Annotated in this window: 19 protein-coding genes; 8 read left to right on the forward strand and 11 right to left on the reverse strand. The window is 70.4% G+C overall.

Annotation, left to right across the window (positions count from 1 at the left end):
- Positions 1-18: 18 nt before the first annotated feature.
- The 9 genes from OG223_RS23485 to OG223_RS23525 all read right to left on the reverse strand — a co-directional run bounded on the left by OG223_RS23485 (position 19) and on the right by OG223_RS23525 (position 15,284).
- The gene (locus OG223_RS23485; protein WP_329251964.1) at positions 19-1,152 is read right to left on the reverse strand and encodes an acyl-CoA dehydrogenase family protein; all 1,134 of its coding nucleotides are present in this window, start codon (positions 1,150-1,152) and stop codon (positions 19-21) included.
- Positions 1,149-3,011 carry an acetyl/propionyl/methylcrotonyl-CoA carboxylase subunit alpha gene (locus OG223_RS23490; protein ID WP_329265432.1) on the reverse strand — a complete coding sequence of 621 codons (1,863 nt, stop codon included), beginning with the start codon at positions 3,009-3,011 and terminating at the stop codon, positions 1,149-1,151. The genes OG223_RS23485 and OG223_RS23490 overlap by 4 nt, the downstream gene beginning before the upstream one ends.
- Positions 3,012-3,037: 26 nt before the next feature.
- Entirely contained in the window at positions 3,038-4,636 is a 1,599-nt protein-coding gene (locus OG223_RS23495) for an acyl-CoA carboxylase subunit beta (protein WP_329251967.1), read from the reverse strand.
- A complete protein-coding gene (locus OG223_RS23500) occupies positions 4,633-6,354 on the reverse strand; it encodes an acyclic terpene utilization AtuA family protein (protein ID WP_329251970.1) in 1,722 nt (573 codons plus the stop codon). The genes OG223_RS23495 and OG223_RS23500 overlap by 4 nt, the downstream gene beginning before the upstream one ends.
- Positions 6,351-7,202, reverse strand: a complete 852-nt coding sequence (locus OG223_RS23505; RefSeq protein ID WP_329251973.1) for a TIGR03084 family metal-binding protein — start codon at positions 7,200-7,202, stop codon at positions 6,351-6,353. The genes OG223_RS23500 and OG223_RS23505 overlap by 4 nt, the downstream gene beginning before the upstream one ends.
- 1,599 nt (positions 7,203-8,801) lie before the next feature.
- Positions 8,802-9,761, reverse strand: coding sequence for an EamA family transporter (locus tag OG223_RS23510; protein ID WP_329251976.1), 960 nt, complete (start codon positions 9,759-9,761; stop codon positions 8,802-8,804).
- A gap of 64 nt (positions 9,762-9,825) precedes the next feature.
- Complete coding sequence (locus OG223_RS23515; RefSeq protein WP_329251980.1) at positions 9,826-11,922, reverse strand: ABC transporter ATP-binding protein; 2,097 nt, start codon at positions 11,920-11,922, stop codon at positions 9,826-9,828.
- 101 nt (positions 11,923-12,023) lie between these two features.
- A complete protein-coding gene (locus tag OG223_RS23520; RefSeq protein ID WP_329251983.1) occupies positions 12,024-12,158 on the reverse strand; it encodes a hypothetical protein in 135 nt (44 codons plus the stop codon).
- A 255-nt stretch (positions 12,159-12,413) separates the two neighbouring features.
- Positions 12,414-15,284, reverse strand: a complete 2,871-nt coding sequence (locus OG223_RS23525; protein WP_329251986.1) for an FAD-binding and (Fe-S)-binding domain-containing protein — start codon at positions 15,282-15,284, stop codon at positions 12,414-12,416.
- A gap of 199 nt (positions 15,285-15,483) precedes the next feature.
- Here OG223_RS23525 and OG223_RS23530 point away from each other — a divergent pair, with 199 nt between their 5' ends.
- The 8 genes from OG223_RS23530 to OG223_RS23565 all read left to right on the forward strand — a co-directional run bounded on the left by OG223_RS23530 (position 15,484) and on the right by OG223_RS23565 (position 23,625).
- Positions 15,484-17,223, forward strand: coding sequence for a sensor histidine kinase (locus tag OG223_RS23530; RefSeq protein WP_329251988.1), 1,740 nt, complete (start codon positions 15,484-15,486; stop codon positions 17,221-17,223).
- Positions 17,220-17,624, forward strand: coding sequence for a roadblock/LC7 domain-containing protein (locus tag OG223_RS23535; RefSeq protein ID WP_329251992.1), 405 nt, complete (start codon positions 17,220-17,222; stop codon positions 17,622-17,624). The genes OG223_RS23530 and OG223_RS23535 overlap by 4 nt, the downstream gene beginning before the upstream one ends.
- Positions 17,624-17,968, forward strand: a complete 345-nt coding sequence (locus tag OG223_RS23540; RefSeq protein WP_329251995.1) for a DUF742 domain-containing protein — start codon at positions 17,624-17,626, stop codon at positions 17,966-17,968. The genes OG223_RS23535 and OG223_RS23540 overlap by 1 nt, the downstream gene beginning before the upstream one ends.
- Positions 17,949-18,602 carry a GTP-binding protein gene (locus tag OG223_RS23545; protein WP_443073736.1) on the forward strand — a complete coding sequence of 218 codons (654 nt, stop codon included), beginning with the start codon at positions 17,949-17,951 and terminating at the stop codon, positions 18,600-18,602. Before OG223_RS23540 ends, OG223_RS23545 begins: the two co-directional genes overlap by 20 nt.
- The gene (locus OG223_RS23550; RefSeq protein WP_329251998.1) at positions 18,599-19,804 is read left to right on the forward strand and encodes a cytochrome P450; all 1,206 of its coding nucleotides are present in this window, start codon (positions 18,599-18,601) and stop codon (positions 19,802-19,804) included. The genes OG223_RS23545 and OG223_RS23550 overlap by 4 nt, the downstream gene beginning before the upstream one ends.
- A 109-nt stretch (positions 19,805-19,913) precedes the next feature.
- Positions 19,914-21,149, forward strand: coding sequence for a cytochrome P450 family protein (locus OG223_RS23555; protein WP_329252001.1), 1,236 nt, complete (start codon positions 19,914-19,916; stop codon positions 21,147-21,149).
- 84 nt (positions 21,150-21,233) lie between these two features.
- Entirely contained in the window at positions 21,234-22,352 is a 1,119-nt protein-coding gene (gene serC / locus OG223_RS23560) for a phosphoserine transaminase (protein ID WP_329252004.1), read from the forward strand.
- Between the two features lie 415 nt (positions 22,353-22,767).
- Positions 22,768-23,625: a hypothetical protein gene (locus OG223_RS23565; protein ID WP_329252007.1), complete on the forward strand. Its 858-nt coding sequence runs from the start codon at positions 22,768-22,770 to the stop codon at positions 23,623-23,625.
- 54 nt (positions 23,626-23,679) lie between these two features.
- On the opposite strand, the gene OG223_RS23570 is transcribed toward OG223_RS23565, so the two are convergent.
- Both OG223_RS23570 and OG223_RS23575 read right to left on the reverse strand, forming a co-directional pair.
- Positions 23,680-23,859: a DUF397 domain-containing protein gene (locus OG223_RS23570; RefSeq protein WP_329252010.1), complete on the reverse strand. Its 180-nt coding sequence runs from the start codon at positions 23,857-23,859 to the stop codon at positions 23,680-23,682.
- Entirely contained in the window at positions 23,856-24,725 is an 870-nt protein-coding gene (locus OG223_RS23575) for a helix-turn-helix domain-containing protein (protein ID WP_329252012.1), read from the reverse strand. The genes OG223_RS23570 and OG223_RS23575 overlap by 4 nt, the downstream gene beginning before the upstream one ends.
- Between the last annotated feature and the right edge of the window lie 182 nt (positions 24,726-24,907).

Below are 24,907 nucleotides of genomic sequence, written 5' to 3' on the forward strand. Positions count from 1 at the left end.
CAGGCTTCGGGCTTCGGCCTAGTACGACTTGGGCAGGCCCAGGGTCTGGTGGGAGACGTAGTTGAGAATCATCTCCCGGCTCACCGGAGCAATACGAGCCACACGTGCGGCAGTTATCAACGAAGCGAGCCCGAACTCCCGCGTGAGGCCGTTTCCGCCGAGGGTGTGCACGGACTGGTCCACGGCCCGCACACAGGCCTCGCCTGCCGCGTACTTGGCCATGTTGGCGGCCTCGCCCGCGCCCACGTCGTCACCGGCGTCGTACAGATGCGCCGCCTTCTGCATCATCAGGCGGGCGAGTTCGAGGTCGATGTGCGCCTGTGCGAGGGGGTGGGCGATCGCCTGGTGGGCGCCGATCGGGGCGTCCCACACGGTGCGGTCGCGCGCGTACTCGATCGCTCGGGCGAGCGCGTAGCGGCCCATGCCGATCGCGAAGGCTGCGGTCATGATGCGCTCGGGGTTGAGACCGGCGAAGAGCTGGAGCAGGCCCGCGTCCTCGTCGCCCACGAGCGCGTCGGCGGGCAGCCGTACGTCGTCCAACGTCAGCTCGAACTGCTTTTCAGCCGCCTGGAGTTCCATGTCTATCCGGCGCCGGGTGAAGCCGTCGGCGTCGCGCGGGACGATGAACAGGCAGGGCTTCAGGCGGCCGGTTCGGGAGTCTTCCGTGCGGCCGACGATGAGGGTCGCGTCCGCCAGGTCCACGCCGGAGATGAAGACCTTGCGGCCGGTGAGGAGCCAGTCCGTGCCGTCCCGCCGGGCGGTGGTGGTGATGCGGTGGCTGTTGGACCCCGCGTCCGGCTCGGTGATGCCGAAGGCCATCGTGCGGGTGCCGTCGGCGATTCCGGGGAGCCAGTCACGTTTCTGTTCTTCCGTGCCGAAGCGGGCGATGACCGTGCCGCAGATCGCCGGTGAGACGACCATCATGAGGAGAGGGCAGCCCGCGGCTCCCAACTCCTCCAGAACTATGGAGAGTTCGGAGATGCCGCCGCCTCCACCTCCGTATTCCTCGGGGAGGTTGACGCCCAAGTAGCCGAGCTTGGCTGCCTCGGACCAGAGTTGCTCGCGGTCGTAGGTACGACCGTGGCGTTTGCCCAGGGCGGCCACGGCGGCACGGAGGGCCTTGTGTTCTTCGGTTTCCAACGCGACGCTCATTGATCCTCCTGAGAAACCTCTACGACTGCGAGCAGAACGCCGACCTCCACCTGTCGGCCCGGAGCGGCGTGCAGGGCCGTCAGCGTGCCCGTGACCGGAGCAGTGATCCTGTGTTCCATCTTCATTGCCTCCACCCAGAGGAGGGGTTGGCCGGCGCTCACCGAGGCTCCTACCGTCAGGCCCTCCGCGACTCTCACCACCGTGCCGGGCATCGGTGCCAGGAGTGAGCCGGGGGCCAACTGGGCTGCCGGGTCGGGGAAGCGGGAGAGGGCGGTCAGGGTGGTGGTGTTCACGTACACCTGGTCGGTGTCGTAGCGCGTGACCTCGAACTTCCGCTGCACGCCGTCCACTTCGAGTACGACGAGAGTGGCGTCCGCGTGGACGACGCGCACCCCGTCCGCGCTCAGGCCCTCCCGCGTGTGCCTGTACCGGACCTCGCACTCGGTGTCACCCATCGCGTACCGCTTCACCTGCGGCTGGGACGGGAGGTTGCGCCAGGCGCCGCCGAAGCGGGAGCGGCCGTGGGCGTCGGCCAGGGCGGCGGCCAGGGCGGCGTGCGGGTCGGGGGCCGGCCGGGTGAGGTCGGGGAGGTGGCGGTCGTAGAAGCCGGTGTCCATGTGGGCCGTCGTGAACTCCTTGTGGCGCAGGGAGTTGACGAGGAGGGCGCGGTTGGTGAGGGGGCCGTGGATCGTTGCCCGGTCAAGGGCTCCGGCCAGTTTGCGGACGGCTTCCGCTCGAGTGGGGGCGTGGGCGACGACCTTGGCGAGCATCGGGTCGTAGTGGACTCCGATGTCGTCGCCGTCGGTGTAGCCGGTGTCCAGGCGGACGCCGTCCGGGACGGATAGGCGGTGCAGGGTGCCGGTCTGGGGGGTCCAGTCGGTCGCGGGGTCCTCGGCGTAGAGGCGGGCCTCTATGGCGTGGCCTTGTGGGCGGGGAGGGGTGGTTTCCAGGGGCTCGCCCTCCGCGATGCGGAGTTGCAGGGCCACCAGGTCGATGCCGAACACGGCCTCGGTGACCGGGTGTTCGACCTGGAGGCGGGTGTTCATTTCGAGGAAGTGGGGCTTGCCGTCGGGGGAGATGAGGAACTCGACCGTTCCGGCGCCCTCGTAGGCGACCGCGCGGGCGGCACGTACGGCCAACTCGCTTAGTTCTTCGGCGAGTTCCCCGGTCAGACCCGGCGCCGGGGACTCCTCGATCACCTTCTGGTGGCGGCGTTGGAGGGAACAGTCCCGGGTGCCGAGGGCCCATACCGTGCCGTGGGTGTCGGCGAGGATCTGTACCTCGACGTGGCGGCCGCCCTCCACGTAGGGCTCGACGAAGACCTCGCCGTCGCCGAAGGCGCTCGTCGCCTCGGCGCGCGCTGCCGTCAACTCGGCTTCCAGGTCGGCGAGTCGGCGTACGACGCGCATGCCGCGTCCGCCGCCGCCCGCGGCCGCCTTCACCAGGACGGGGAGGTCGGCCTCGGTGACGTGCTCCAGGGAGGCGATGCCCATCAGTTCCTTGGCGCGGGTCTTGGAGGCCATCGCCTCGATCGCCTCGGGCGGCGGGCCGATCCACACCAGGCCGGCGGCCAGGACGGCGCGGGCGAAGTCGGCGTTCTCGGAGAGGAAGCCGTAGCCGGGGTGCACCGCGTCCGCGCCCGCCGCGACGGCCGCCTTCACGATCAACTCGCCGCGCAGGTACGTCTCTTGGGGTGTCGACCCGGGCAGCCGTACCGTCGCGTCGGCCACGCGTGAGTGGAGCGCGTTCGCGTCGGCGTCCGAGTGCACGGCGACCGTGCGGATGCCCAGCTCACGGCAGGTACGGAAGACCCGGCAGGCGATCTCGCCGCGGTTGGCGACGAGGACGGTCGATATCACGTGGTCCCTCACATCGGTCATGGCCCTCACATCCGGAAGACGCCGAAGCCACCGCGCGCGCCCTCGTAGGGCGCGGTGTGGAGGGCGGACAGGCACAGGCCGAGGACGGTGCGGGTGTCGCGCGGGTCGATGACACCGTCGTCGTACAGCCGCCCCGACAGGAACATCGGCAGCGACTCGGACTCGATCTGCTGCTCCACCATGGCGCGCAGCGCGGCGTCCGCGTCGTCGTCGTAGGGCTGCCCCTTGGCTACGGCCGACTGGCGGGCGACGATCGACAGGACGCCGGCGAGCTGTTGGGGGCCCATGACGGCGGACTTGGCGCTGGGCCAGGCGAAGAGGAAGCGGGGGTCGTAGGCGCGCCCGCACATGCCGTAGTGCCCGGCGCCGTACGAGGCGCCCATCAGCACGGAGAGGTGCGGTACGCGGCTGTTGCTGACGGCGTTGATCATCATCGCGCCGTGCTTGATGATGCCGCCCTGTTCGTACTCCTTGCCGACCATGTAGCCGGTGGTGTTGTGCAGGAAGAGGAGCGGGATGTCGCGCTGGTTGGCCAACTGGATGAACTGGGCGGCCTTTTGGGACTCCTGGCTGAAGAGGACCCCTTGGGCGTTGGCGAGAATGCCGATCGGATAGCCGTGCAGGGTGGCCCAGCCCGTCACCAGGCTCGCGCCGTAGAGGGGCTTGAACTCGTCGAAGTCCGAGCCGTCGACGAGGCGGGCGACGACCTCGCGCGGATCGAAGGGGGTCTTGAGATCCCCCGGGACGATGCCCAGCAGCTCGTCCTCGTCGTACTTGGGAGGTGCCGCCGGGCCCGGATCGCCGTACGCCTTGCGGTGGTTGAGGCGGGCGACGACGCGGCGCGCCTGCCTGAGCGCGTCCTGCTCGTCGACGGCGAAGTGGTCCGCGAGGCCCGACACGCGCGCGTGCATCTCGGCGCCGCCGAGCGACTCGTCGTCGCTCTCCTCGCCGGTCGCCATCTTCACGAGGGGCGGCCCGCCGAGGAACACCTTGGCGCGTTCCTTGACCATGATGACGTGGTCGGACATGCCCGGGATGTACGCGCCACCGGCGGTGGAGTTGCCGAAGACGACCGCGATCGTGGGGATACCGGCGGCCGAAAGGCGGGTCAGGTCGCGGAAGATGGCGCCGCCCGGGATAAAGATCTCCTTCTGGGACGGGAGATCGGCACCACCCGACTCCACGAGGCTGATGCAGGGCAGCCGGTTGGCGAGTGCGATGTCGTTCGCCCGCAGGGCCTTCTTCAACGACCAGGGATTGCTGGCTCCGCCGCGCACGGTGGGGTCGTTGGCGGTGATCAGGCACTCCACGCCCTCCACCACCCCGATGCCGGTGACGAGCGAGGCGCCGACCGCGTAGTCGCTGCCCCAGGCGGCGAGCGGGGACAGTTCGAGGAAGGGCGTGTCGGGGTCGAGGAGCAGTTCGATGCGCTCGCGGGCGAGCAACTTGCCGCGTTTGCGGTGCCGTTCGACATACTTCGGCCCGCCGCCCGCGAGTGCCTTGGCATGCTCGGCGTCGAGCTCGGCGAGCTTGGCGAGCATGGCCTCGCGGTGGGCCGCGTAGTCGGGACCGCTGATGTCCAGGGCGGACGGAAGGACGGTCACAGCAGGGCCTCCGGAATGTCCAGTCGACGGGAACGCAGCCATTCACCCAGGGCCTTGGCCTGCGGATCGAAACGATGCTGGGCGGCGACGCCCTCGCCGAGGATTCCCTCGACGACGAAGTTGAGGGCACGGAGGTTGGGCAGCACATGCCGCTTCACCACCAACTCCTCGGTCTCCGGCAGGAGTTCGCGGAACCGGTCGACGGTCAGCGTATGGGCGAGCCAGCGCCACGCCTCATCCGTACGCGCCCACACCCCCACGTTGGCGTTCCCTCCCTTGTCACCGCTACGGGCCCCGGCGACCAGACCAAGGGGCGCCCGCGTCGTGGGCCCGTCCGGCGGAGGCTCGGGGAGGGCCGGCTGCGAAACGTCTTCCAGTACGCGGGTGTCGTGGGCCGGGGCCACAGCAACCCGGCGCCCGTCGTGGAGGACGGCCACATGGTCGACGGCCCCATGGGGGACATACACATCATCGAAGACGCCATAGGGCGCTCCCTTTCCAGGTGGGGTCAGCACATGGAAGCCGGGGTAACTGGCGAGTGCGAGTTCGACGGCGGCCGCGCTCAACGCCCGACCGACGGTCTCCTGATCGGGATCTCGCACGACGAGCCGCAGCAGTGCGCTGGCGGTCTCCTCCGTGGAGGCATCCGCGTGGTCGGTACGGGCGAGATCCCAACGGAGTTCACCGGGCCGCGACTTGGCGTTCCCCTCGCCGAACGCGGCCTCCATCTGTTCCCGGACGAGGGTGGCCTTGCGCTCGATGTCGAGCCCCGTGAGCACGAAGGTGACCTCGTTGCGGAAGCCGCCCAGCCGGTTGAGCCCGACCTTGAGGGCCGGCGGCGGAGCCTCACCGCGCACACCCTCGATCCGAACCCGGTCGGGCCCGTCCTCGGCGAGCCGTACGGTGTCGAGGCGGGCGGTGACATCGGGACCGGCGTACCGGGCACCGTGCGTCTCGTAGAGGAGCTGCGCGGTGACGGTGCCGGCGTCCACGACTCCCCCGGTGCCGGGGTGTTTGGTGATGACGCAGGAGCCGTCTTCATGGATCTCGGCCAGCGGAAACCCGGGCCGTCGCAGCTTCTCCGGCGTGTGCTCGGTGAAGAAGGCGTAGTTGCCGCCGGTCGCCTGGGTTCCGCACTCCAGCACATGTCCGGCGACCACGGCCCCCGCGAGCCGGTCGTGGTCGTCCGCGCCCCACCCGAAGTGAGCGACGGCCGGCCCCGTGACCAGGGCGGCGTCGGTGACGCGTCCGGTGACCACGATGTCGGCCCCCGCGTCGAGACAGGCGGCGATGCCGAAGCCACCGAGATAGGCATGCGCGGCAAGGGCATCCGGATACCGGCCGGCGAGATCGTCCCCCTCGACATGCGCGACCCGTACGCCGACCCCCACCCGATCCGCCAACTCCCTTACGGCGTCGGCGAGTCCAGCGGGATTCAGTCCCCCGGCGTTGGTGACGATCCGCACCCCGCGCTCGACGGCGAGGCCGAGGCATTCCTCCAGTTGCCCGAGGAAGGTACGGGCATACCCGGCGCCGGGGTCCTTGAGCCGGTCCCGGCCCAGGATGAGCATGGTCAGCTCGGCGAGGTAGTCACCGGTGACGAAGTCCAGTTGACCGCCGGTGAGCATCTCGCGAAGGGCGTCGAAGCGGTCGCCGTAGAAGCCGGAGGCGTTGCCAATGCGGAGCGGGGCGGGTTGGGCATCACTGTGCGGGCTCACTGAGGGCCGCCTCCCTTCAGGTCCTGGTTCTGGTTCAGGTTCTGGTTCAGGTTCTGGTTCTGGTTCGGCTTCGGTGGACGTCCGATACCGGGTGGTCCCGCGAAGGCCTGAGCGATGTCGAGCCACCGGTCGGCGTCGGGGCCGACCGCCTCCACCGCGAGGTCGGCGCGGTGGGCGCGCCGGGTGGCGAGGAGGCAGAAGTCGAGAGCGGGGCCGGTGACGCGTTGCGGGGCGTCTTCAGGGCCGTAGGTCCACAACTCACCTGAGGGGGCCCGGAGTTCGACACGGAACTCCTCACTCGGTGGAGTCAGCCCGTGCACACCGAAGGCGAAGTCGCGTGCGCGCACGCCGATGCGCACCACGTGCCGGAGCCGATCCGTAGGTGGCCGCACCACACCCACCGCATCGGCGACATCCTGCCCGTGGGCCCAGGTCTCCATGAGACGACCGGTGGCCATGGAGGCGGCCGACATGGGTGGGCCGTACCAGGGGAAACGGATCCCTGTGGGGGCGGCGCACAAGGCGTCCAACAGGGCCCTCCGCCCGGCCCGCCAGTCGGCGAGGAGCCGGGCGGGTGGTTTCGCGGCCCCCTCCTGCGCACCCTCGTCCACGAACGACTCGGGAGCGGCGAGCGCCTCCTCCACCAACCCCCGGAACGCCTTCTCGTCCGTCACAGCGAGCAGCGCGGAGTGGTCGGTCCAGGCCAGGTGGGCGATCTGGTGAGCGACGGTCCAGCGGGCAGCAGGGGTCTCAAAGGCCCAGCCCTCCGGCCTCAACTCGGCGACAAGCCGGTCGAGTTCCTCGCTCTCCTCACGCAGGTCGTCGAACACGCGCGTCGGATCGGACATGGGGGGAGCATGGCAGGGGCACCAGAAACAATCAAGCGTGCTTGCATTATTCACATGGGCGGGGTGTGAGGAGGTGCTGGTCGACGGGGTTGCTGTGGCCCTGAGTTGTGACGTGCGGGTTGGGCCACTCGCTTCTTTGTCAGTGTCGGGCTTCCGCGGCCCGAGTAAAGGGCGCTCCCTGCGGTCGCGTCGGCTGCGCCGATTCCGCTGCGCTCCACCCTTGACTCGACCCGCTCCAGCCCGTTTGAGAAGCGAGCGAGCGGCCCGGAGGAATGGGTGGCCGACGCATGAGTTCCCTTGCCTGTACTGCGTTCTGGGCCGGGGTAGAGGGGCGCGCTGGCGTCTCGCCTGCACGCCGGGCTGGCTCAGCGGCCAACGGCGAGTGGGGACTTCCCTACGAGACCCCGGGCCTGCGGGCGCAGGGACGCGCTCGCGCCTCGCCAGCACGCCGGGCCGGCTCGGCGGCCAGCCCCTGGTGGGGACTTCCGCAAGAAGACGGCGGGTCGGCAGGAGGGCTCCGGGTCGGCAGGGAGGTTCCGGGGCGGGAGGGTGGGCCTGTGGCAGTCGGTCGGTCCTGCGCTGAGCTGTCCTGGGTTGGGCTGTCCTGGGCTGGGTGGGGGCGCGGGCGGTGAGCCCCGTCCGTCGATCGAGTCTCTCGCCCGGGGCGCCGGTCCGTAGAAATGTGACGGTCGGGGGTTGAGGTGTGGCATTTCCCCGCCCCGGCAGCCCTCGCCCCCGGGTCTTTCGTCTCGCTGCCGACCCTGTCCTGTCTGGAAGCTGGGGTCTTTCCTAACCGGTCAAAGCCCGTGACGGTGGTTAGTTTTACCCCCAGCCTCCAGCACCCACCCACCGGCCACCGGCCGTGGGCCACCGGCCGTGGGCCACCGGCCGTGGGCCGTGGGCCGTGGGCCGTGGGCCGTGGGCCGTGGGCCGTGGGCCGCTGAGCCAACCGATCCGGTGTGCAGACGAGACGCGAACGCACCTCTGCTCGCGCAGGCCGGGGTCTCGTAGGGAAGTCCCCGCCCGCCGTTGGCCGCTGAGCCGACCCGGCGTGCTGGCGAGACGCGACCGCGCCCCTGCATCCGCAGTCCGGAGTCTTGCTCCGGAAGTCCCCACCGGGGATTGGCCGCCGGGCCGGCCCGGCGTGCAGGCGAGATGCGAGCACGTCCCTGCGCGAGCGGGCCGGAGTCCCGTGCGGAAGTCCCCACCCGCCGTTGGCCGCTGAGCCGGCCCGGCGTGCTGGCGAGACGCGACCGCGCCCCTACGCCCGCAGGCCCGGAGTCTTGCTCCGGAAGTCCCCACCGGGGGTTGGCCGCTGAGCCGGCCCGGCGTGCAGACGAGACGCGAACGCGCTCCCTCTACCCCGGCCCAGAACGCAGTACAGGCAAGGGAACTCATGCGTCGGCCACCCATTCCTCCGGGCCGCTCGCTCGCTTCTGAAACGGGCTGGAGCGGGCCGAGTCAAGGGTGGAGCGCAGCGGAATCGGCGCAGCCGACGCGACCGCAGGGAGCGCCCTTTACTCGGGCCGCGGAAGCCCGACACTGACAAAGAAGCGAGTGGCCCAACCCGCACACCACAGCTCAGGGGCAGGCCAACACCTACGCCTCCACCCGCACTTTCCCCCGCCCCACCTGCGTCCGCACCGCCCCCATACTCGCCGCGATAACCAACGCAATAGCCATGGCCTCGGCAACGGACAGCGCCTGGTGGAGGATCAGGAAGCCCGCTGTTGCCGCGACGGCTGGTTCCAGGCTCATGAGGATGGCGAAGGTGGAGGCGGGGAGGCGGCGTAGGGCCAGGAGTTCGAGGGTGTACGGGAGGACCGAGGAGAGGACCGCCACTGCCGAGCCGAGGGCAATCGTCGTGGGGTTCAGGAGCTTTGTGCCCGACTCCGCGATGCCGAGGGGCAGGAACACCACCGCTGCCACGACCATCGCCAGCGCCAGACCGTCGGCCTGGGGGAAGCGGCGGCCCGTGCGGGCGCTGAAGATGATGTAGGTGGCCCACATGGCGCCGGCACCGAGGGCGAAGGCCACGCCTATGGGGTCCAGGCTGCTGAAGCCTCCGCCGCCGAGGAGGAAGACGCCGGCCAGAGCGAGCCCCGCCCACACGGCGTTCAGTGCGCGCCGGGACGTCAGGACGGAGAGGGCGAGCGGGCCCAGTACCTCCAGCGTCACCGCCGGGCCCAGGGGAATGCGGGCCAGGGACTGGTAGAAAAGGCCGTTCATCGCGGCCATGGTGACGCCGAAGGCGACGACCGTGCCCCAGTCCGCGCGCGAGTGACCACGCAGGCTCGGACGGCAGACCACGAGCAGAACCACCGCCGCCACCAGCAGCCTGAGCGTCACCACACCCAGCGACCCCGCCCTGGGCATCAACGTCACCGCCAGCGCACCACCGAACTGCACCGAGACACCCCCGGCCAGCACCAGACCCACCGGCCCGAGCGAACCGACGCGACGCGGGACGGCAGCCGGAGTGGCCACGGGGGCGGTGGTCGACGACGTACTGGGGATGCTCACGGGACTTCCAGGGGGCTCAGCTCGGATTTCGTCCATCACGATGCACTGCTCGGTCCATGGTAATGGACCGAGACAGGCGTGTGAACCCTCTATGCAACTGTCAGATGGCGCTCCAGGGGACCTCGTCCCGGAACAGGGGACGGCCGTCGGGGAGGGTGGTGGGCATCGGCCCGAAGAGGGGATCGGAGTACTCCACGTACTCGGAGTGCTCGGCCTGGGGGTAGACCGGCTCGTACGTCTGGTGTGTCTGGTGCGTCTGCGGTATCCAGCTCTCGGTGAACATCGGCGGCGCGGCGTACCCGTAACCCGCCGGAACCCCTGCCCCTGCCCCTGCCTCTGCCTCTGCCCCCAGCTGCGTGAACAACGGCAATCGCAGTTCGCCGGTGTCCATCACCGCGTTGTTCTGCGAGCGGTGCAGCCGGGAGTACGCACCGCCCATCGCCATCAGCTCCGCATGGCGTCCCGTCTCCACGATCCGTCCCCCGTCCACGACCAGGATGCGATCGGCGTCGGGGGCGAGGTTGAGGTCGTGGGTGATCATGATGGTCGTACGGCCCGCCATCAGTCGGCGTAGAGGCTTCACGACGCGGCGGGCGGCCATCGAGTCCAGGCCGGTGGTCGGTTCGTCGAGGACCAGGACCGGGGCGTCGCGCAGGATCGCGCGGGCGATCGCCAGGCGCTGGAGCTGACCGCCGGACAGGCGGGCCGAGTTGGGGTCGACCTTCGTGTCGTAGCCGTCGGGGAGGCGGAGGACGAACTCGTGGGCGTCGGCCGCCGTCGCCGCGTCCACGATCGCCTGTTCGCTCGCGCCGGGGCGGCCGCAGGCGATGTTCGCGCGCACGGTGTCGTGCAGGACGAGGGTCTCCTGCGGGAGCAGGGTCACGTACTCGCGCAGGCGGGCGAGGGGGAGGTCCCGCAGGGGTACGCCGTCGAGAAGGACGTCGCCCGCGTCGGGGTCGTAGAAGCGGAGGAGCATTTTGGAGACCGTGGACTTGCCGGCGCCGCTGGGGCCGGTGACGATCACCAGCTCGCCGGGGTTGACGGTGAAGGAGAGGCCCTCCAGGGCGACGCGGTCGGCGCCGGGGTAGCTGAAGGTGACGTCGCGGAGTTCGACCGTGCCGTCGGGGCGGCCGAACTCCGTGCCGTGGCTGGGGTCGGCGACGGACGGTCGTACGTCCAGGATCTCGATCAGGCGCTCGGCGCCCGCGGTGGCGGCGGTGATGGTCAGGCCGAGTTGGGCCAGGCCGCGGACGGGCGGGTAGAGGTAGCCGAGGAAGGCCGAGAAGGCGAGGAGTTGGCCCAGGGTCATGCGGCCGGTGGAGATCTCCCAGGCGCCGATGCCGACGACGGCCAGCACGCACACCGTCTCGATGACGGCGACCAGTTGCTCGTACGCCTCGTTGAGCCGGGTCGAGCGGACGGAGGCGCGGAACCAGGCGCCGGCCTCCTCGTTCAGGCGGCGGCGTTCCGCGTCGCGGCGGCCGTAGGCCTGGGTGAGGACGATGTTGCCGAGGGACTCCTCGACGACGGAGGTGATCGCGCCGTCGGCGACCCGGCCCTCGCGTGAGACGTCTTTGATGGAGCCGGAGAAGCGGCGGGCCGCCAGCCAGAAGAGGGGGGCGAGGACGAAGGTGGCCGCGGCCAGGTCCCAGCGCAGCCAGAACGCCGCGGCGGCGTAGAAGAGGGCGGAGAAGACCGCGGAGGCGGTGCCGACGACTCCGGACACGACGAGGGTTTCGATCGCCTCGACGTCGCCGGTGAGGCGGGACAACAGGTCGCCCTGGCGGTGGCGTTGGAAGAAGTGCGGGGGCAACTGCTGTACGTGGTCGAAGACATGCTCGCGCAGTCTCATCACGAAGCGTTCGGTGGCCCAGGCGGCGAGGGAGTTGCCGGCGTACGAGACGAACGCGCCGACGATCGCCACGCCCAGCCATTTGGCGGCGGGGGTCCAGAAGGCGCTCAGTGAGCCCTTCGCCAAGGCGCGGTCGGTGAGGTCGGCGAAGAGGAGGATGGCCTCGGTCTCGGCGAGCGCGCCGACGATGGTGCACACCCAGACGAGCACCAGCCAGCGTCTGAGGCCCCGGGTGAGCGGCCAGAACCGGCGGAAGGCGACTCGGGCGGGAATGGTGGGAGTTTCGTCGCCCTCGTCGTATTCGAGGTCTTCTTCGTCCGTGTCCGCATATTCATCCGCGCCCATGATCCCCTCCGCTTTCCGTCATCAGAATTCTTTTGGATTTTCGAATTCAGGAAAGAAAAGAGGGCCGACTGCGTGGGTCGGCCCTCTTCTTTACTGCCGGTTCAGCTGTCCTGGCCGGGCAGCGGCTTCGGCAGCGGCTTGGGCTGGTGCTTCTTGCGCGGCTTCGGGGGCGGCGGGGGCGGGAGCTGCTTCGACTTGGGCTTGGGGGACAGCGGGGCGAGCTTCTTGAGGCTCATGCCGAACTCCTTGGGTTGTGCAGTGGACTGTGCGTCAAAGTCGAGCGTGTTACCGCCCGGGGAATTCCCGACACCGATGAACTTACACGCGACCGACCCCACGGACCGGCAAATTCGGCAAGCGAACGGCAAGCAGGTCCTGTGAATACCTTTGCGAATCCTGAGTTCCGGCGGCGAACCTGAGAGTTCTCTAATAAACCTGAGAACAGCCTTAACGAACCTGTGCTTCCGCCCTCAAACGAGGGCCCCGAGGAGTCACCCTCGGCCGTCCCGGGGGCCCAACTCCTCCAGCGCCTCCGCCAGTACCTCTGCCAGATGACGTGCCCGTACCCCCGCCAACTGTTCCAACTGTGTACGGCACGAGAAGCCGTCCGCCAGGATCACCGTGTCCTGCGGCGCCTCCCGTACGGAAGGGAGCAGTTGTTCCTCCGCGCAGGCAGTGGAGACTTCGTAGTGGCCCTTCTCGAAGCCGAAGTTGCCCGCCAACCCGCAGCAGCCGCCGGAGAGTTCGCCGGTCAGGCCCGCTGCCGTGCGGAGGCGGCGGTCGGGGGCGTCGCCCAGTACCGCGTGCTGGTGGCAGTGGGTCTGGCCCACCGTCGGGCGGTCGATGCGGGGCGGGGTCCAGTCGGGGGCCGCGTGGCGCTCCAGGGCCTCGGCGAAGGTGAGGACCATGGCGGCGAGACGGGCCGCACGGGGGTCGTCGGGCAGCAGCTCGGGGAGGTCCGTGCGGAGGGCCGCCGCGCAGCTCGGTTCCAGGACCACCACGGGCGGGGCGCCCTCGTCGTCCACCAGTACGCCCATTCCGTCCAGGGTGGTGCGCATCACCTCGCGGGCGCGGTCCAGTTGGCCCGTCGACACATACGTCAGTCCACAACAGACGGGCTTCCCCGCCATCACCGGCAGGACGGGGAGCACACCCAGTCCCGCCGCCTCCAGTACCCGAACGGCCGCGTGACCGACGGACGGTGAGAGGTGCTCCGTGAAGGTGTCCGGCCACAGGTGGACACGTCCCCGGGTGGGCGTCTCCACGTACTCCACTCCGTCCTGCGTATTCCGCCGTGACTCCGCCAGGACCTCCCGCCGCCACGCACGCGTGAACGTCACCCCCGCCACCCGCGGGATCCCCCGCTCCCCCGCGATCCCGCCCAGCCGCTTCGCCAGCGCCGCCAACGGCCGTACGGAAGCGAGGGAGTTGACCAGCCGGGCCGTGCGCGTGCGGTCCACCAGGCGGAGCCAGCGCGGCAGCCGGCCCATCGCGTAGTGGGACGCGGGGCGGCGGCGGCCCTCGTAGTGGTGGTGCAGGAACTCCGCCTTGTACGTGGCCATGTCGACCCCGACCGGGCAGTCCGTACGGCAGCCCTTGCACGACAGGCACAGGTCCAGCGCGTCCCGGACCTCCGTCGACCGCCAGCCGTCGGTGACCAGTTCGCCCGCGAGCATCTCGTGCAGGAGTCGGGCGCGCCCGCGTGTGGAGTGCTGCTCCTCGCCCGTCGCGCGGAACGACGGGCACATCACCGACGGCCCGGACACCTCCGTCGTACGGCACTTGGCCACCCCTACGCACCGCCGTACCGCCGCCGAGAAGTCGCCGCCGTCGGACGGGTAGCCGAACACGACGTCCACCGGCTCGCGGGGCAGGACGGAGAAGCGGAGGTTCGTGTCGAGCGGGGCGGGCCGCACCAGCATCCCGGGGTTGAGGAGGTCGTCCGGGTCCCACACGCCCTTCGCGCGCTCGAAGAGGGTCACCATCTCGGCGCCGTACATCTTCGGCAACAACTCCGCGCGGGCCTGGCCGTCCCCGTGTTCGCCGGAGAGCGAGCCGCCGTGGGCCACCACCAGTTCGGCCAGGTCCTCCGAGAAACGGCGGAATCGGCCGATGCCCGGTTCCGTCAGCAGGTCGAAGTCGATGCGGACGTGGATGCAGCCGTCCCCGAAGTGGCCGTACGGCGTGCCCCGGAGGCCGTACGACCCCAGCAGTCCCCTGAAGTCCCTTAGATACGCGCCCAGTCGAGCCGGCGGTACCGCGCAGTCCTCCCAGCCCGGCCACGCCTCCGAGCCGTCGGGCATTCTCGTCGCCGTACCGCTCGCGTCCTCGCGGATGCGCCACAGGGCGCGTTGGCCCGAAGGGTCCGTCACCACCAGGGAGTCGAGGACGTCGGCCGCGCGGACGATCGTCTCCGCACGCGCGCGTGCCTCCGCCGCCGTGTCGCCGCCGGTCTCCACGAACAGCCAGGCGCCGCCCCGGGGAAGGTCGGCGGTGGAACGGACCAGGTCGGCGGCCATCCCCTCGACGGTGAGCGGCGCGAAGGCAAGCAGGCCCGCCGCCTCCTCCGCCGCCGCGCCCTCGTCGGCGTAGGCCAGCACGGCGAGGGCACGCGCGCGGGGTGCCTCGACGAGTCGTACGACCGCCTCCGTGAGGATGCCCAGGGTGCCCTCGCTGCCGCAGAAGGAGCGGGCGACGTCCGCGCCGTGCTCGGGGAGGAGGGCGTCCAGGGCGTAGCCCGAGATACGGCGGGGGAGGTCCGGGAAGCCGGTGCGCAGGCGGGCCAACTCGGCCTCCACGAGGGGGCGTAGGCCTTCCGGGGCGCCCGCCCAGTCGCGGCCCGACGTCAAGCGGTCGCCCCTCGCGGTGAGCACCGACAGCTCGCTCACGTTGTCCGCCGTGGTGCCCCAGGCGACCGAGTGGGAGCCGCAGGAGTTGTTGCCGATCATGCCGCCGAGGGTGCAGCGGCTGTGGGTCGAGGGGTCGGGGCCGAAGCGCAACCCGTGGGGCGCGGCGGCCTGTTGGAGGCGGTCGAGGACCAGGCCGGGCTGGACGACGGCCGTGCGGGAGGCGGGGTCCAGGGACAGCAGGCCGTTCATGTGGCGGGTGAAGTCGAGGACCACGCCCGTGCCCGTCGCCTGGCCGGCGATCGAGGTGCCGCCGCCGCGCGCCACGACCGGCACCCCGTGCGCCCGGCAGGCCGCGAGCACGGCCGCCACGTCGTCGGCGTCACGGGGCGCGACGACACCGAGGGGGACGCGTCGGTAGTTGGACGCGTCCATCGTCGTCAGCGCCCGGGACGTGACGTCGAAGCCGACCTCGCCCCGGACGGTCCTCGTCAGCTCCGCTTCAAGATCCGCCATGCCCCCAGCATGAAGGGATTCTGTAAACGCATCCAGAACCTCCCCAGTTCGATCACTAACTCTCATATAGTGACCGTCAGTTGAGCACCCGGTGTCGCTTCTCGCCCACGAACCCGACGAGCACCCCCCGAGGACACGACCGAGGACGACTGAGGACCACGACCAAAGACGCCCGAGGACCCGACCGAGGACCCCCTTCATGACCGCCCCCATACTTTCCGGCGAACGGCCCACCTTCCGTACGATCGCCCCCGCTCCCCTGTTCACCGCGGTACTGGCCGGGCTCGCGGTCGTCGGCGCGGTCTATGTGACTCCCGACGCGAAGCGCCTCGCGGTCGCCTGCGGTGCGGGCGCCGGCGCGCTGCTGCTGTGCGCGGCCGTCGCGCTCGCCGCGCACGCGTACCAGACGGCCCGTATCACCCGCCGCCGGCTCGAGGCCGTCACCCTGGACGCGGGGCGGCTGCTGCAGGAACGGGCCCGGCTGAGCACGGACTTCGACCGTGAGCGCGTGCAGTTGACCGAGGAGCTGACCCACGAGCGGGCCCGGTTGACCGCCGAACTCTCGCAGGAACGCGCCCGGTTGACCTCCGAGTTCTCCCAGGAGCGGCTGCGGCTCACCACCTCCTTCGCGGAGGAGCGCGGCCGCCTCACCGAGGAGAGCTCCCTGGAGCGCGCCCGACTGACCGCCGAGAACAAGCAGTTGACCGAGCGGGCCCGCCGGGACTCCCACGAGCGCGCCGCCGCGCTCTCCGCGACCGCCAACGCGGCGGGCCGGATGCAGGCGTTGGCCACCGGCATGCTCGCCGACCTGCGCGCCATGGAGGAGCGGCACTCCGACGAGGACGTCCTCGCCGATCTGCTCCACCTCGACCACCGCACCGCGCAGGCGGGCCGTATCGCCGACTCCGTCGCCGTCCTCACGGGCGCCCGCTCCGGCCGCCGCTGGGCGCGCCCGATCGCCATGGAGTCGATCCTGCGCGGCGCGATGGGCCGGATCAGCGGCTATCAGCGCGTGCGGGTGCACTCCGCGAGCGACACCGCCGTCGCCGGGCACGCGGCCGAGGGCGTGATGCACGCGCTCGCCGAACTCCTCGACAACGCGGCGAACTTCTCGCCGCCGAGCGCCGAGGTGCATGTCTACGTGGAAGAGGTGCCCGCCGGCGTCATCCTGTCGGTGGAGGACAGCGGCCTGGTCATGGGCGACATCCAACTGCGCCGCGCCGAACGCGCGGTGTCCGGCGACTCCACCGAACTCGGCGGCCTCACCGGCACCCGGCTGGGCCTCGCGGTCGTCGGCCGGCTGGCCCGCAAGTACGGGCTGAAGGTGTCGTACCGGCCCTCCGCGCGCGGCGGCACGGGCGTCCTGATGCTCGTACCGCAGGACATCCTGGTGCCCCAGGACGCCCCGGCGACCCCGCAGGAGTCCCTCGCCCTCCCCGAGCCCCCGGCCACCGTGCCGAGCCCGGTACCGGAGCCTGAGGCGGCTCCCGAACCCGTCGCCGTGGAAAAGCCCTGGAGCTCTTACGCCGCCGGGCGCGCCCTCGGCGATCTGGACCCGGATCCGGTCCCCACGCACGAGTCGGCGGACCGCGGCGGTCTGCCCGAACCGGTGCTGGGCGCAGCGGTGTTGAACGCGCCGCCGGTGCCGAGCACGCTGCCCGACGGTCTGCCCAAGCGGCGCCGGGGCCAGGCCCTCGCGGAGGCCGAGCGTTCCCGCGCGCGTGCCGAGTCCGCGGCGCCCGAGCCGCGCCCCGCGCCCTCGGCCGACGACACCCTGGCGCGGACCGCCCGCTTCAACAGCTTCCGCCGGGCCGTACGCGGTGCGATGTCCGAACACGCCTTGCTCGCACCGGAATCGGAGCCGGACACGGACGGCCCGGAACCGGTGGAGCCAGCCACCCCCTCCCTCTCCCACTCGGAAGGCAACCCCACCTCATGACCGGCACGACCACCGCCGACGAGAAGCTCACCTGGCTCATCGAGGGCCTCCTGGAGCGCACCCCGGGCGCACGGCACGCGCTCGTGCTGTCCCGCGACGGCCTGAAGCTGTGCCGGACGCCCGAACTCTCCGTCGACCAGGCCGACCAGCTCGCCGCGATCGCCGCCGGGATCCAGTCGCTGTCGCACGGCGCGTCGGTGGAGTTCGGGGACGGCAGCGGGGGTGTGCGCTCCGCGATGACGGAGTTCTACGGCGGGGTGCTGTTCATCGTCGAGGCGGGTGAGGGCGCGCACCTGGCCCTGGTCACCACCGAGGACGCGGACGCGGGCCTGATCGGGCACAACATGAGCGAGCTGGTCGAACAGCTCGGCGAGCACCTGCGCGCGGAACCGCGTACGTGATGAGCCGCCCCGGCAGGGACGACTCACCCGACCGCCTCTACACGCTCACCGGCGGGCGCGCCCGCTCCGGACCGGACAGCCCGTTCGACCTGGTGACCCTCGTGGTCGCCGAGTGCGATCCGGTGACCGGGATGCAGTCGGAGCACGCGGCGATCCTGCGGCTCACCGAACACCCCACGGCCGTGGTCGAGTTGGCGGCCGAACTGAGGCTCCCGGTGAGCATCACCAAGATCCTCCTCTCCGACCTTCTCGCGGCCGGCCGGGTCAGTGCCCGGCATCCGCGCAAGGCCGTGTCCGATCCCGACGTCCTGGAACAGGTGCTCGTTGGACTCCGCAACCTCTGACGCGCGCATCCCCTTGGGTGCCTCCGCCGACAACGGCCTGAAGATCGTGGTCGTCGGCGGCTTCGGCGTCGGCAAGACCACGCTGGTCCGCTCGGTCAGCGAGATACGTCCCCTCAACACCGAGGAGACGATGACGAAGGCCGGCGAGGCCGTCGACGACATCAGCGAGGTGCGCGGCAAGTCCGCGACCACCGTCGCCTTCGACTTCGGCCGCATCACGCTCGACGCCCGCAATGTGCTGTACCTGTTCGGCGCCCCCGGCCAGGAACGGTTCTGGTTCCTCTGGGACCGGCTGTTCTCCGGGACGCTCGGCGCGGTCGTCCTCGTCGACACCCGCCGGATCGACGACTCCTGGTACGCCATCGACCGCCTCGAACACCACGGCACCCCCTTCATCGTGGCCTGCAACGACTTCGGCGGCCCGGCCTACGCCCCGCAGCAGATCCGCGAGGCCCTCGACCTCGACCCGCACGTCCCCCTCCTGGACTGCGACGCCCGCTCCCGCGCGTCCGCGAAGCAGGTCCTGATCACCCTGGTCGAGCACGTCAAGAACCAGCACACCAAGGGCCGTTACGACGGCCAGGGCCCCGCCCGCCTCCAAGTCCCCGCCCCCCACCAGGAGTTGGCCCTGTGACCGCGCCCGTACCGCTGAGTGGACCCAGGTTCCAGACCGAACCGGCGCAGCTCTACCGGGAGATGAGGCGCGAGCACGGCGCCGTGACCCCCGTGGTGCTCGACGGCGACGTCCCGGCCTGGCTGGTGCTCGGCTACCGCGAGCTGCACCAGGTCACCGGCGATCCGGTGCTGTTCAGCCGGGACTCCGACCTGTGGAACCAGTGGGACGGCATCCCCGACGACTGGCCGCTGCTGCCGATGATCGGCCGTAAGCAGCCGTCGATCCTCTACACGGTCGGCGAGCGGCACCGCGAGCGCGTCGGCATGATCAGCGACGCGCTGGAGGCCGTGGACCCGTCCGAACTGCGGTCGTACACCGAGAAGTTCGCGGACGAACTGATCGACGGGATCTGCGCCAAGGGCGAGACGGACATCGTCGGCGACTACGCGATGCTGCTGCCGGTACGGGTCCTGGCCCGGCTGTACGGCTTCCGGGACGAGCAGGGTCCCGGTCTGGTGACCGCGCTCAACGACATGATCGACGGACGCGAACGCGCGATCGCCGGGCAGACCCATCTCGCCACGTCCATGGGGCGGTTGCTGGCCGACCGGAAGGACGATCCGGCCGACGACGTCGTGTCGCGGATGCTCACGCACCACTCCGGCTTCGACGACTTCGAGATCGCCCAGGACCTGATGGTGATGATGGCGGCGGGCCACCAGCCGACCGCCGACTGGATCGGCAACTCGCTGCGGCTGATGCTGACCGACGACCGGTTCGCGGCCTCCCTCTTCGGTGGCCGCAACAGTGTCGCCGAGGCGATGAACGAGGTCCTGTGGGAGGACACCCCGACGCAGAACGTGGCCGGCCGCTGGGCCTCCCGCGACACGCAGCTCGGCGGCCGCCGTATCCGCGCCGGCGACCTGCTGCTGCTCGGTCTCCAGGGCGCCAACTCCGACCCCCAGGTCCGCACCGACGGCTCCGCGCTCACCGGCGGCAACAACGCGCACTTCTCCTTCGGGCACGGGGAGCACCGGTGTCCGTTCCCGGCGCAGGAGGTGGCCGAGGTGATCGCGCGGACCGGGATCGAGGTCGTACTGGACCGGCTGCCGGACATCGACCTGGCGGTACCGGCCGAGTCCCTGACGCGGCGGCCGTCGCCGTGGCTGCGGGGCCTGACCGAGCTGCCGGTCCGCTTCACGCCGGTCCCCGCGCTCTGAGTTCCGAGTTGCGAGTTCTGAGTTCCGGGTTCCGACCTTTGCCCGTCGGCCATGAGCCCTGTCCTGCCCTGTCCCGCCCTGCCCTGTCCTGCCCTGGAGGCGATCCCGTATGAGCACCGGTACCGAAGAGACCCGTATCGTCCTGGACCCGTTCGTCGGCGACCTGGACGGCGAGAGCGCCAGGCTTCGTGCGGCCGGTCCGCTGGCCGCCGTGGAACTGCCCGGTGGCGTGCCCGTGTGGGCGGTGACGCGGCACGCCGAGGCGAAACAGTTGCTCACGGATCCGCGGCTGGTGAAGGACATCGAGGTCTGGGGTGCGTGGCGGCGCGGTGAGATCCCCGCGGACTGGCCGCTGATCGGGCTGGCGAACCCGGGCCGTTCGATGCTGACCGTGGACGGCGCCGACCACCGCCGGATGCGGACGCTGGTCGCGCAGGCGCTCACCCCGCGCCGGGTGGAGCAGATGCGGGAGCGGATAGCGAAGCTGACGGAGGGCCTTCTCAACGGAGTTGAGGCGGCCGAGGGTGAAGTCGTGGACCTGAAGGCGGAGTTCGCGTACCCGCTCCCCATGTACGTGATCGCCGACCTCATGGGCATCGCGGAGTCCCAACTCCCGCGCCTGAAGGAGCTGTTCGAGAAGTTCTTCTCGACGCAGACCCCGCCGGCCGAGGTCATCGCGACGCTGACGGAGCTCGCGGGCATCATGGCGCAGACGGTCGCGGCGAAGCGCGCGGACCCGGGCGACGACCTGACGTCGGCGCTGCTCGCGGCCTCCGAGAACGGCGACCACCTCACCGACGAGGAGATCGTCTCCACGCTCCAGTTGATGGTGGCGGCGGGCCACGAGACGACGATCTCGCTGATCGTCAACGCGGTCGTCAACCTCTCGACGCACCCCGTCCAGCGCGCCCTGGTGCTGGCCGGCGAGGCCGACTGGTCCTCGGTGGTCGAGGAGACCCTGCGCCACTCGACGCCCACCTCGCACGTCCTGATCCGCTTCGCCACGGAGGACGTCCCGGTCGGCGACAAGATCCTCCCGGCCGGGGACGCGCTGATCGTGTCGTACGCCGCGATCGGCCGCGACGAGGAGGCCCACGGCCCGACGGCCGGCGACTTCGACATCACCCGCACCAGCGAGAACCGCCACATCTCCTTCGGCCACGGCCCGCACGTCTGCCCCGGCGCGGCGCTGTCCCGCCTGGAGGCGGGGGTGGCGCTGCCCGCCCTCTACGAGCGTTTCCCCGCCCTGGACCTGGCGGTCCCGGCGTCCGAACTCCGCAACAAGCCGGTGGTGACGCAGAACGACATCTTCGAGCTGCCGGTGCGGCTGACACCGGGCGACTGATCCACTTGTCCACGGGCCGGAGTGGCCGTCTCATCGAACGGACGCGTTTCCGTCCGGTTTCACCGAGGCGATACGCTCCGGCTCGTGGCTGATATCGAGATTCCCGCTGACATCAAGCCCGCCGACGGACGGTTCGGCGCTGGCCCCTCCAAGGTGCGGACGGAAGCGCTCGACGCGCTGGCCGCCACCGGTACGTCTCTGCTGGGCACGTCCCACCGCCAGGCCCCGGTCAAGAACCTGGTCGGCAAGGTGCGCGAGGGCGTCTCCGCGCTGTTCTCGCTCCCCGAGGGCTACGAGGTCGTCCTCGGCAACGGCGGTTCGACGGCCTTCTGGGACGTCGCGACCCACGGGCTCATCGAGAACAAGTCGCAGCACCTGACCTTCGGCGAGTTCAGCTCGAAGTTCGCCAAGGCGGCCAAGCTGGCGCCGTGGCTGGCCGAGCCGACCGTCATCTCCTCCGACCCCGGCACGCACCCGGAGCCGGCCGCCGAGGCGGGCGTGGACGTGTACGCGTTCACGCACAACGAGACGTCGACGGGCGTGGCCGCTCCCATCAAGCGCGTGGCGGGCGCCGACGAAGGCGCGCTGGTCCTCGTCGACGCCACGTCGGGCGCGGGCGGCCTCCCGGTCGACATCGCCGAGACGGACGTCTACTACTTCGCCCCGCAGAAGTCCTTCGCCTCCGACGGCGGCCTGTGGATCGGCGTCTTCTCCCCGGCCGCGATCGAGCGCGCGGAGCGTATCCACGCGTCCGGCCGCCACGTGCCCGAGTTCTTCTCGCTCCCCACGGCGATCGACAACTCCCGCAAGAACCAGACGTACAACACCCCGGCGCTGTCCACCCTGTTCCTCCTCAACGAGCAGTTGGAGTGGATCAACGGCCAGGGCGGCCTGGCGTGGTCGACGGCCCGCACGAAGGACTCGTCGAGCCGGCTGTACGGCTGGGCGGAGGAGTCGAAGTACGCGACCCCGTTCGTGTCCGACCCCACCAAGCGCTCACAGGTCATCGGCACGATCGACTTCGCCGACGAGATCGACGCGGCGGCCGTCGCCAAGGTCCTGCGCGCCAACGGCATCGTCGACACCGAGCCCTACCGCAAGCTCGGCCGCAACCAGCTCCGCGTGGCGATGTTCCCGGCGATCGACCCGGCGGACGTCGAGGCGCTGACGAAGTGCATCGACTACGTCATCGAGAAGCTGTAGTCGCCGCACGGTCACACGGTTCTACGACGACGGAGGGCGCCCTGCGGATCAACCGCGGGCGCCCTTTGGGCTGTGGAGTCTGCGGCTCGACGAAGTTGGTCCGTCCTGGTCAGCCGCTCGGAGTCGACCGGGTTCGTTGAGAACGGACAGTCGGCTCCTCGGAGTTGGGCGGTGCGCGGGGGCGCTCGGTGGTCAACCGACGTATTTCGCCGACCTGCTGAAACGTGGCTCGGGTGGAGTGGGAGTCCCGCGAAGGAGTGTGGCGTTTCCCGCAGGACCGCGGTACGTCGGTCCGGAGCGCTGCTCGACAGGTGTCGCCTGAACGAGCTTTCTGCCGCTTGGAGTCTTGGCCTGCGTGGATGAGTTGCCGGGGGCCACGGACGACCGCCAGACGCTGTCCGCTAGTGTCCTGAGCATGACGAAGCGGGGGTGGCTGCTGGGTGCCGTGGCAGTGCTGGCGGCGGTCTGCGCCTCCGGTCCAGAACGCCCGGAGATCATCCGCACGGCGTCGGACCTCGGCCCCCTCCCGGCCGACCGCTACGGCTACACGCCGCAGGACCACCAACGATCGCAGCGGGCATCGGCGTTGCTGGTCCGGCAGTGCATGGCGGAGCGCGGCCACCCGGACTTCCCGCTCGACCCCCGCTACCCCAGCGACCCCGTCGTCGTCACCGCGGTCGGCACCGACTACGGCGCCCTGGATCTCGCCGCCGCCCGCCGCTGGGGCTACGGCTGGGACCCGGCAAAGCCTCTGGTCATCGAACCGAAGGGCCGCCGGATGACCAGCGCCGAGTACGCGGACCTCCCCGCCTGCAACGCCGAGGCGAACCAGCGGCTGCTGCGCGGCATCGACCTCAAACGGGACTGGCTCTACGCAGGTACACGGGCGATCGAGGTCGACAAGGCGGTCAAGCGCGACCCGCGCCTCCGCGCGGCGTGGGACGTGTGGTCCCGCTGTGTGGCAGCACAAGGGTTCACGCGCTACCCCGACCCCGTCGCGGCGTACACGGACACCGCCTGGCAGCGGGGCAGCGACGGCAACACCCGGCATACGCAGCGCGAACGGGCCACCGCCGCCGCGGACGTCACCTGCAAGCGCCGCCACCACACGGCCGAACTCTGGCACTCCGTACGGGCGCAACAGCAGGCCGTGGACATCACACGGCACCGCGACCGCTACGCCGCCGGGCTGCGCGCGCTGCGGACGTACCGGGCCACCATCGCCGAGGTGCTGCGAAAGCTCGGCCAGCGGGGCGCCGACGCATCACCGTGAGTCCCGCGAGAGCCGACGGACACGTGGCCCGCTGCCCAGCCGACTCCGGCGGGGTCAGAACTGCTGGAGGAAGCCGTGCCAACTCTCGCGGGAGACAGTGAACAGAGGGCCGTCTTCCGGTTGCTTGCTGTCGCGGACGGCGCGGCCGTGGGCTGCGGTGTCGGCGACCTCGACGCAGGCGTTCTCCTGCCCGGAGTACGAGGACTTCCAGAAGGGGCTTACAACCTTGGTCACGATGTGTCTTCCTTCAAGCTCCGCAGTACGCCCCGGATGAGCTTCGCGCTCGCGTCCGGTGTCAACGCTGACGATCGTAGTAGGTCGTATGCATTGGCGTAAGCGGCAAGATCCTCAGCCCCTTCAAGAACCGAGGTGCCTCGCAGGTTGTCCATGGCGACGGCTTCGACCGTCGGCTCCTCGTCGAAGCTGAAGGAGTAGAAGGCGGAGGAGTAACCGGCCAGGACTCCCGCGCTGAACGGCAGCACCTGCACGGTGACGTTCTTCCGCTTTCCGGTCTCAAGGATCGCGGACAACTGCTCCTGGTGAATCTCGACGCTCACCAACGGGTGCACGACGACACCCTCCCAGAGAATGACCGTGTACGACGCCCCGCCCTCGTCGATCTTCGCCTGCCGACCCATCCGTACCTTCACCAGCTGGTCGACCCGCTCCGGTTCCAGGTAGTGGGGACCGCCTGCGATAACCGACTCCGCGTAGGCCGGAGTTTGCAGGAGTCCCGGAACCGTGACCGGCTGCCACTCGCGGATGTAGGTCGCGTCATCCTCCAACGCGATGTGGTCGACGTAATCCGGCCGCAGGTGTGCGGCATGCTCAAGCCACCAGCCCCGGTTCTTCGAGTTCTTGGCCAACTCCTCCAGCTTGACGCGTACTTCCGGGTCCGTGACGCCGTACGCATCCAGCAGCAACCGCACTTCGATCACGCGCGGGGTGGCGTGGCCACTCTCAACGCGGCTGATCCTGGCCTGACTTGATGCGATCACATCGGCGGCCTGCGGCTGGTCGAACTTGGCAGCCAGCCGGTACTGCCTGAGTGCCGTACCCAAGCGCCTGCTGCGCACCGTCGGCCGTCCACCTGCGGGCATGGGCCCTCCCCTCTTCTGCGGCAACGATGCCACACCGAGCGTCAACCTCAGGGCTTCATCACTCGATCGAGTGACACTCACGAATATATTCGTCGATTCACATTGCGCAGGTCTCGAATCCACCCTTAGCTTCATGAAGGCGCCGCAGCGCAGCCCACCTTGACGCCACGTCAGGACGGAGT

It is taken from the genome of Streptomyces sp. NBC_01478, assembly GCF_036227225.1.
Lineage (GTDB): Bacteria > Actinomycetota > Actinomycetes > Streptomycetales > Streptomycetaceae > Streptomyces.

Excerpts from the sequence above, each read along its gene's own strand:
- OG223_RS23485 (WP_329251964.1), bottom strand. The coding sequence starts at position 1,152 with ATGAGCGTCGCGTTGGAAACCGAAGAACACAAGGCCCTCCGTGCCGCC.
- OG223_RS23505 (WP_329251973.1), bottom strand. The coding sequence starts at position 7,202 with ATGTCCGATCCGACGCGCGTGTTCGACGACCTGCGTGAGGAGAGCGAG.
- OG223_RS23510 (WP_329251976.1), bottom strand. The coding sequence starts at position 9,761 with ATGGACGAAATCCGAGCTGAGCCCCCTGGAAGTCCCGTGAGCATCCCC.
- OG223_RS23515 (WP_329251980.1), bottom strand. The coding sequence starts at position 11,922 with ATGGGCGCGGATGAATATGCGGACACGGACGAAGAAGACCTCGAATAC.
- OG223_RS23520 (WP_329251983.1), bottom strand. The coding sequence starts at position 12,158 with ATGAGCCTCAAGAAGCTCGCCCCGCTGTCCCCCAAGCCCAAGTCGAAG.
- OG223_RS23525 (WP_329251986.1), bottom strand. The coding sequence starts at position 15,284 with ATGGCGGATCTTGAAGCGGAGCTGACGAGGACCGTCCGGGGCGAGGTC.
- OG223_RS23530 (WP_329251988.1), top strand. The coding sequence starts at position 15,484 with ATGACCGCCCCCATACTTTCCGGCGAACGGCCCACCTTCCGTACGATC.
- OG223_RS23535 (WP_329251992.1), top strand. The coding sequence starts at position 17,220 with ATGACCGGCACGACCACCGCCGACGAGAAGCTCACCTGGCTCATCGAG.
- OG223_RS23540 (WP_329251995.1), top strand. The coding sequence starts at position 17,624 with ATGAGCCGCCCCGGCAGGGACGACTCACCCGACCGCCTCTACACGCTC.
- OG223_RS23555 (WP_329252001.1), top strand. The coding sequence starts at position 19,914 with ATGAGCACCGGTACCGAAGAGACCCGTATCGTCCTGGACCCGTTCGTC.
- OG223_RS23565 (WP_329252007.1), top strand. The coding sequence starts at position 22,768 with ATGACGAAGCGGGGGTGGCTGCTGGGTGCCGTGGCAGTGCTGGCGGCG.
- OG223_RS23575 (WP_329252012.1), bottom strand. The coding sequence starts at position 24,725 with ATGCCCGCAGGTGGACGGCCGACGGTGCGCAGCAGGCGCTTGGGTACG.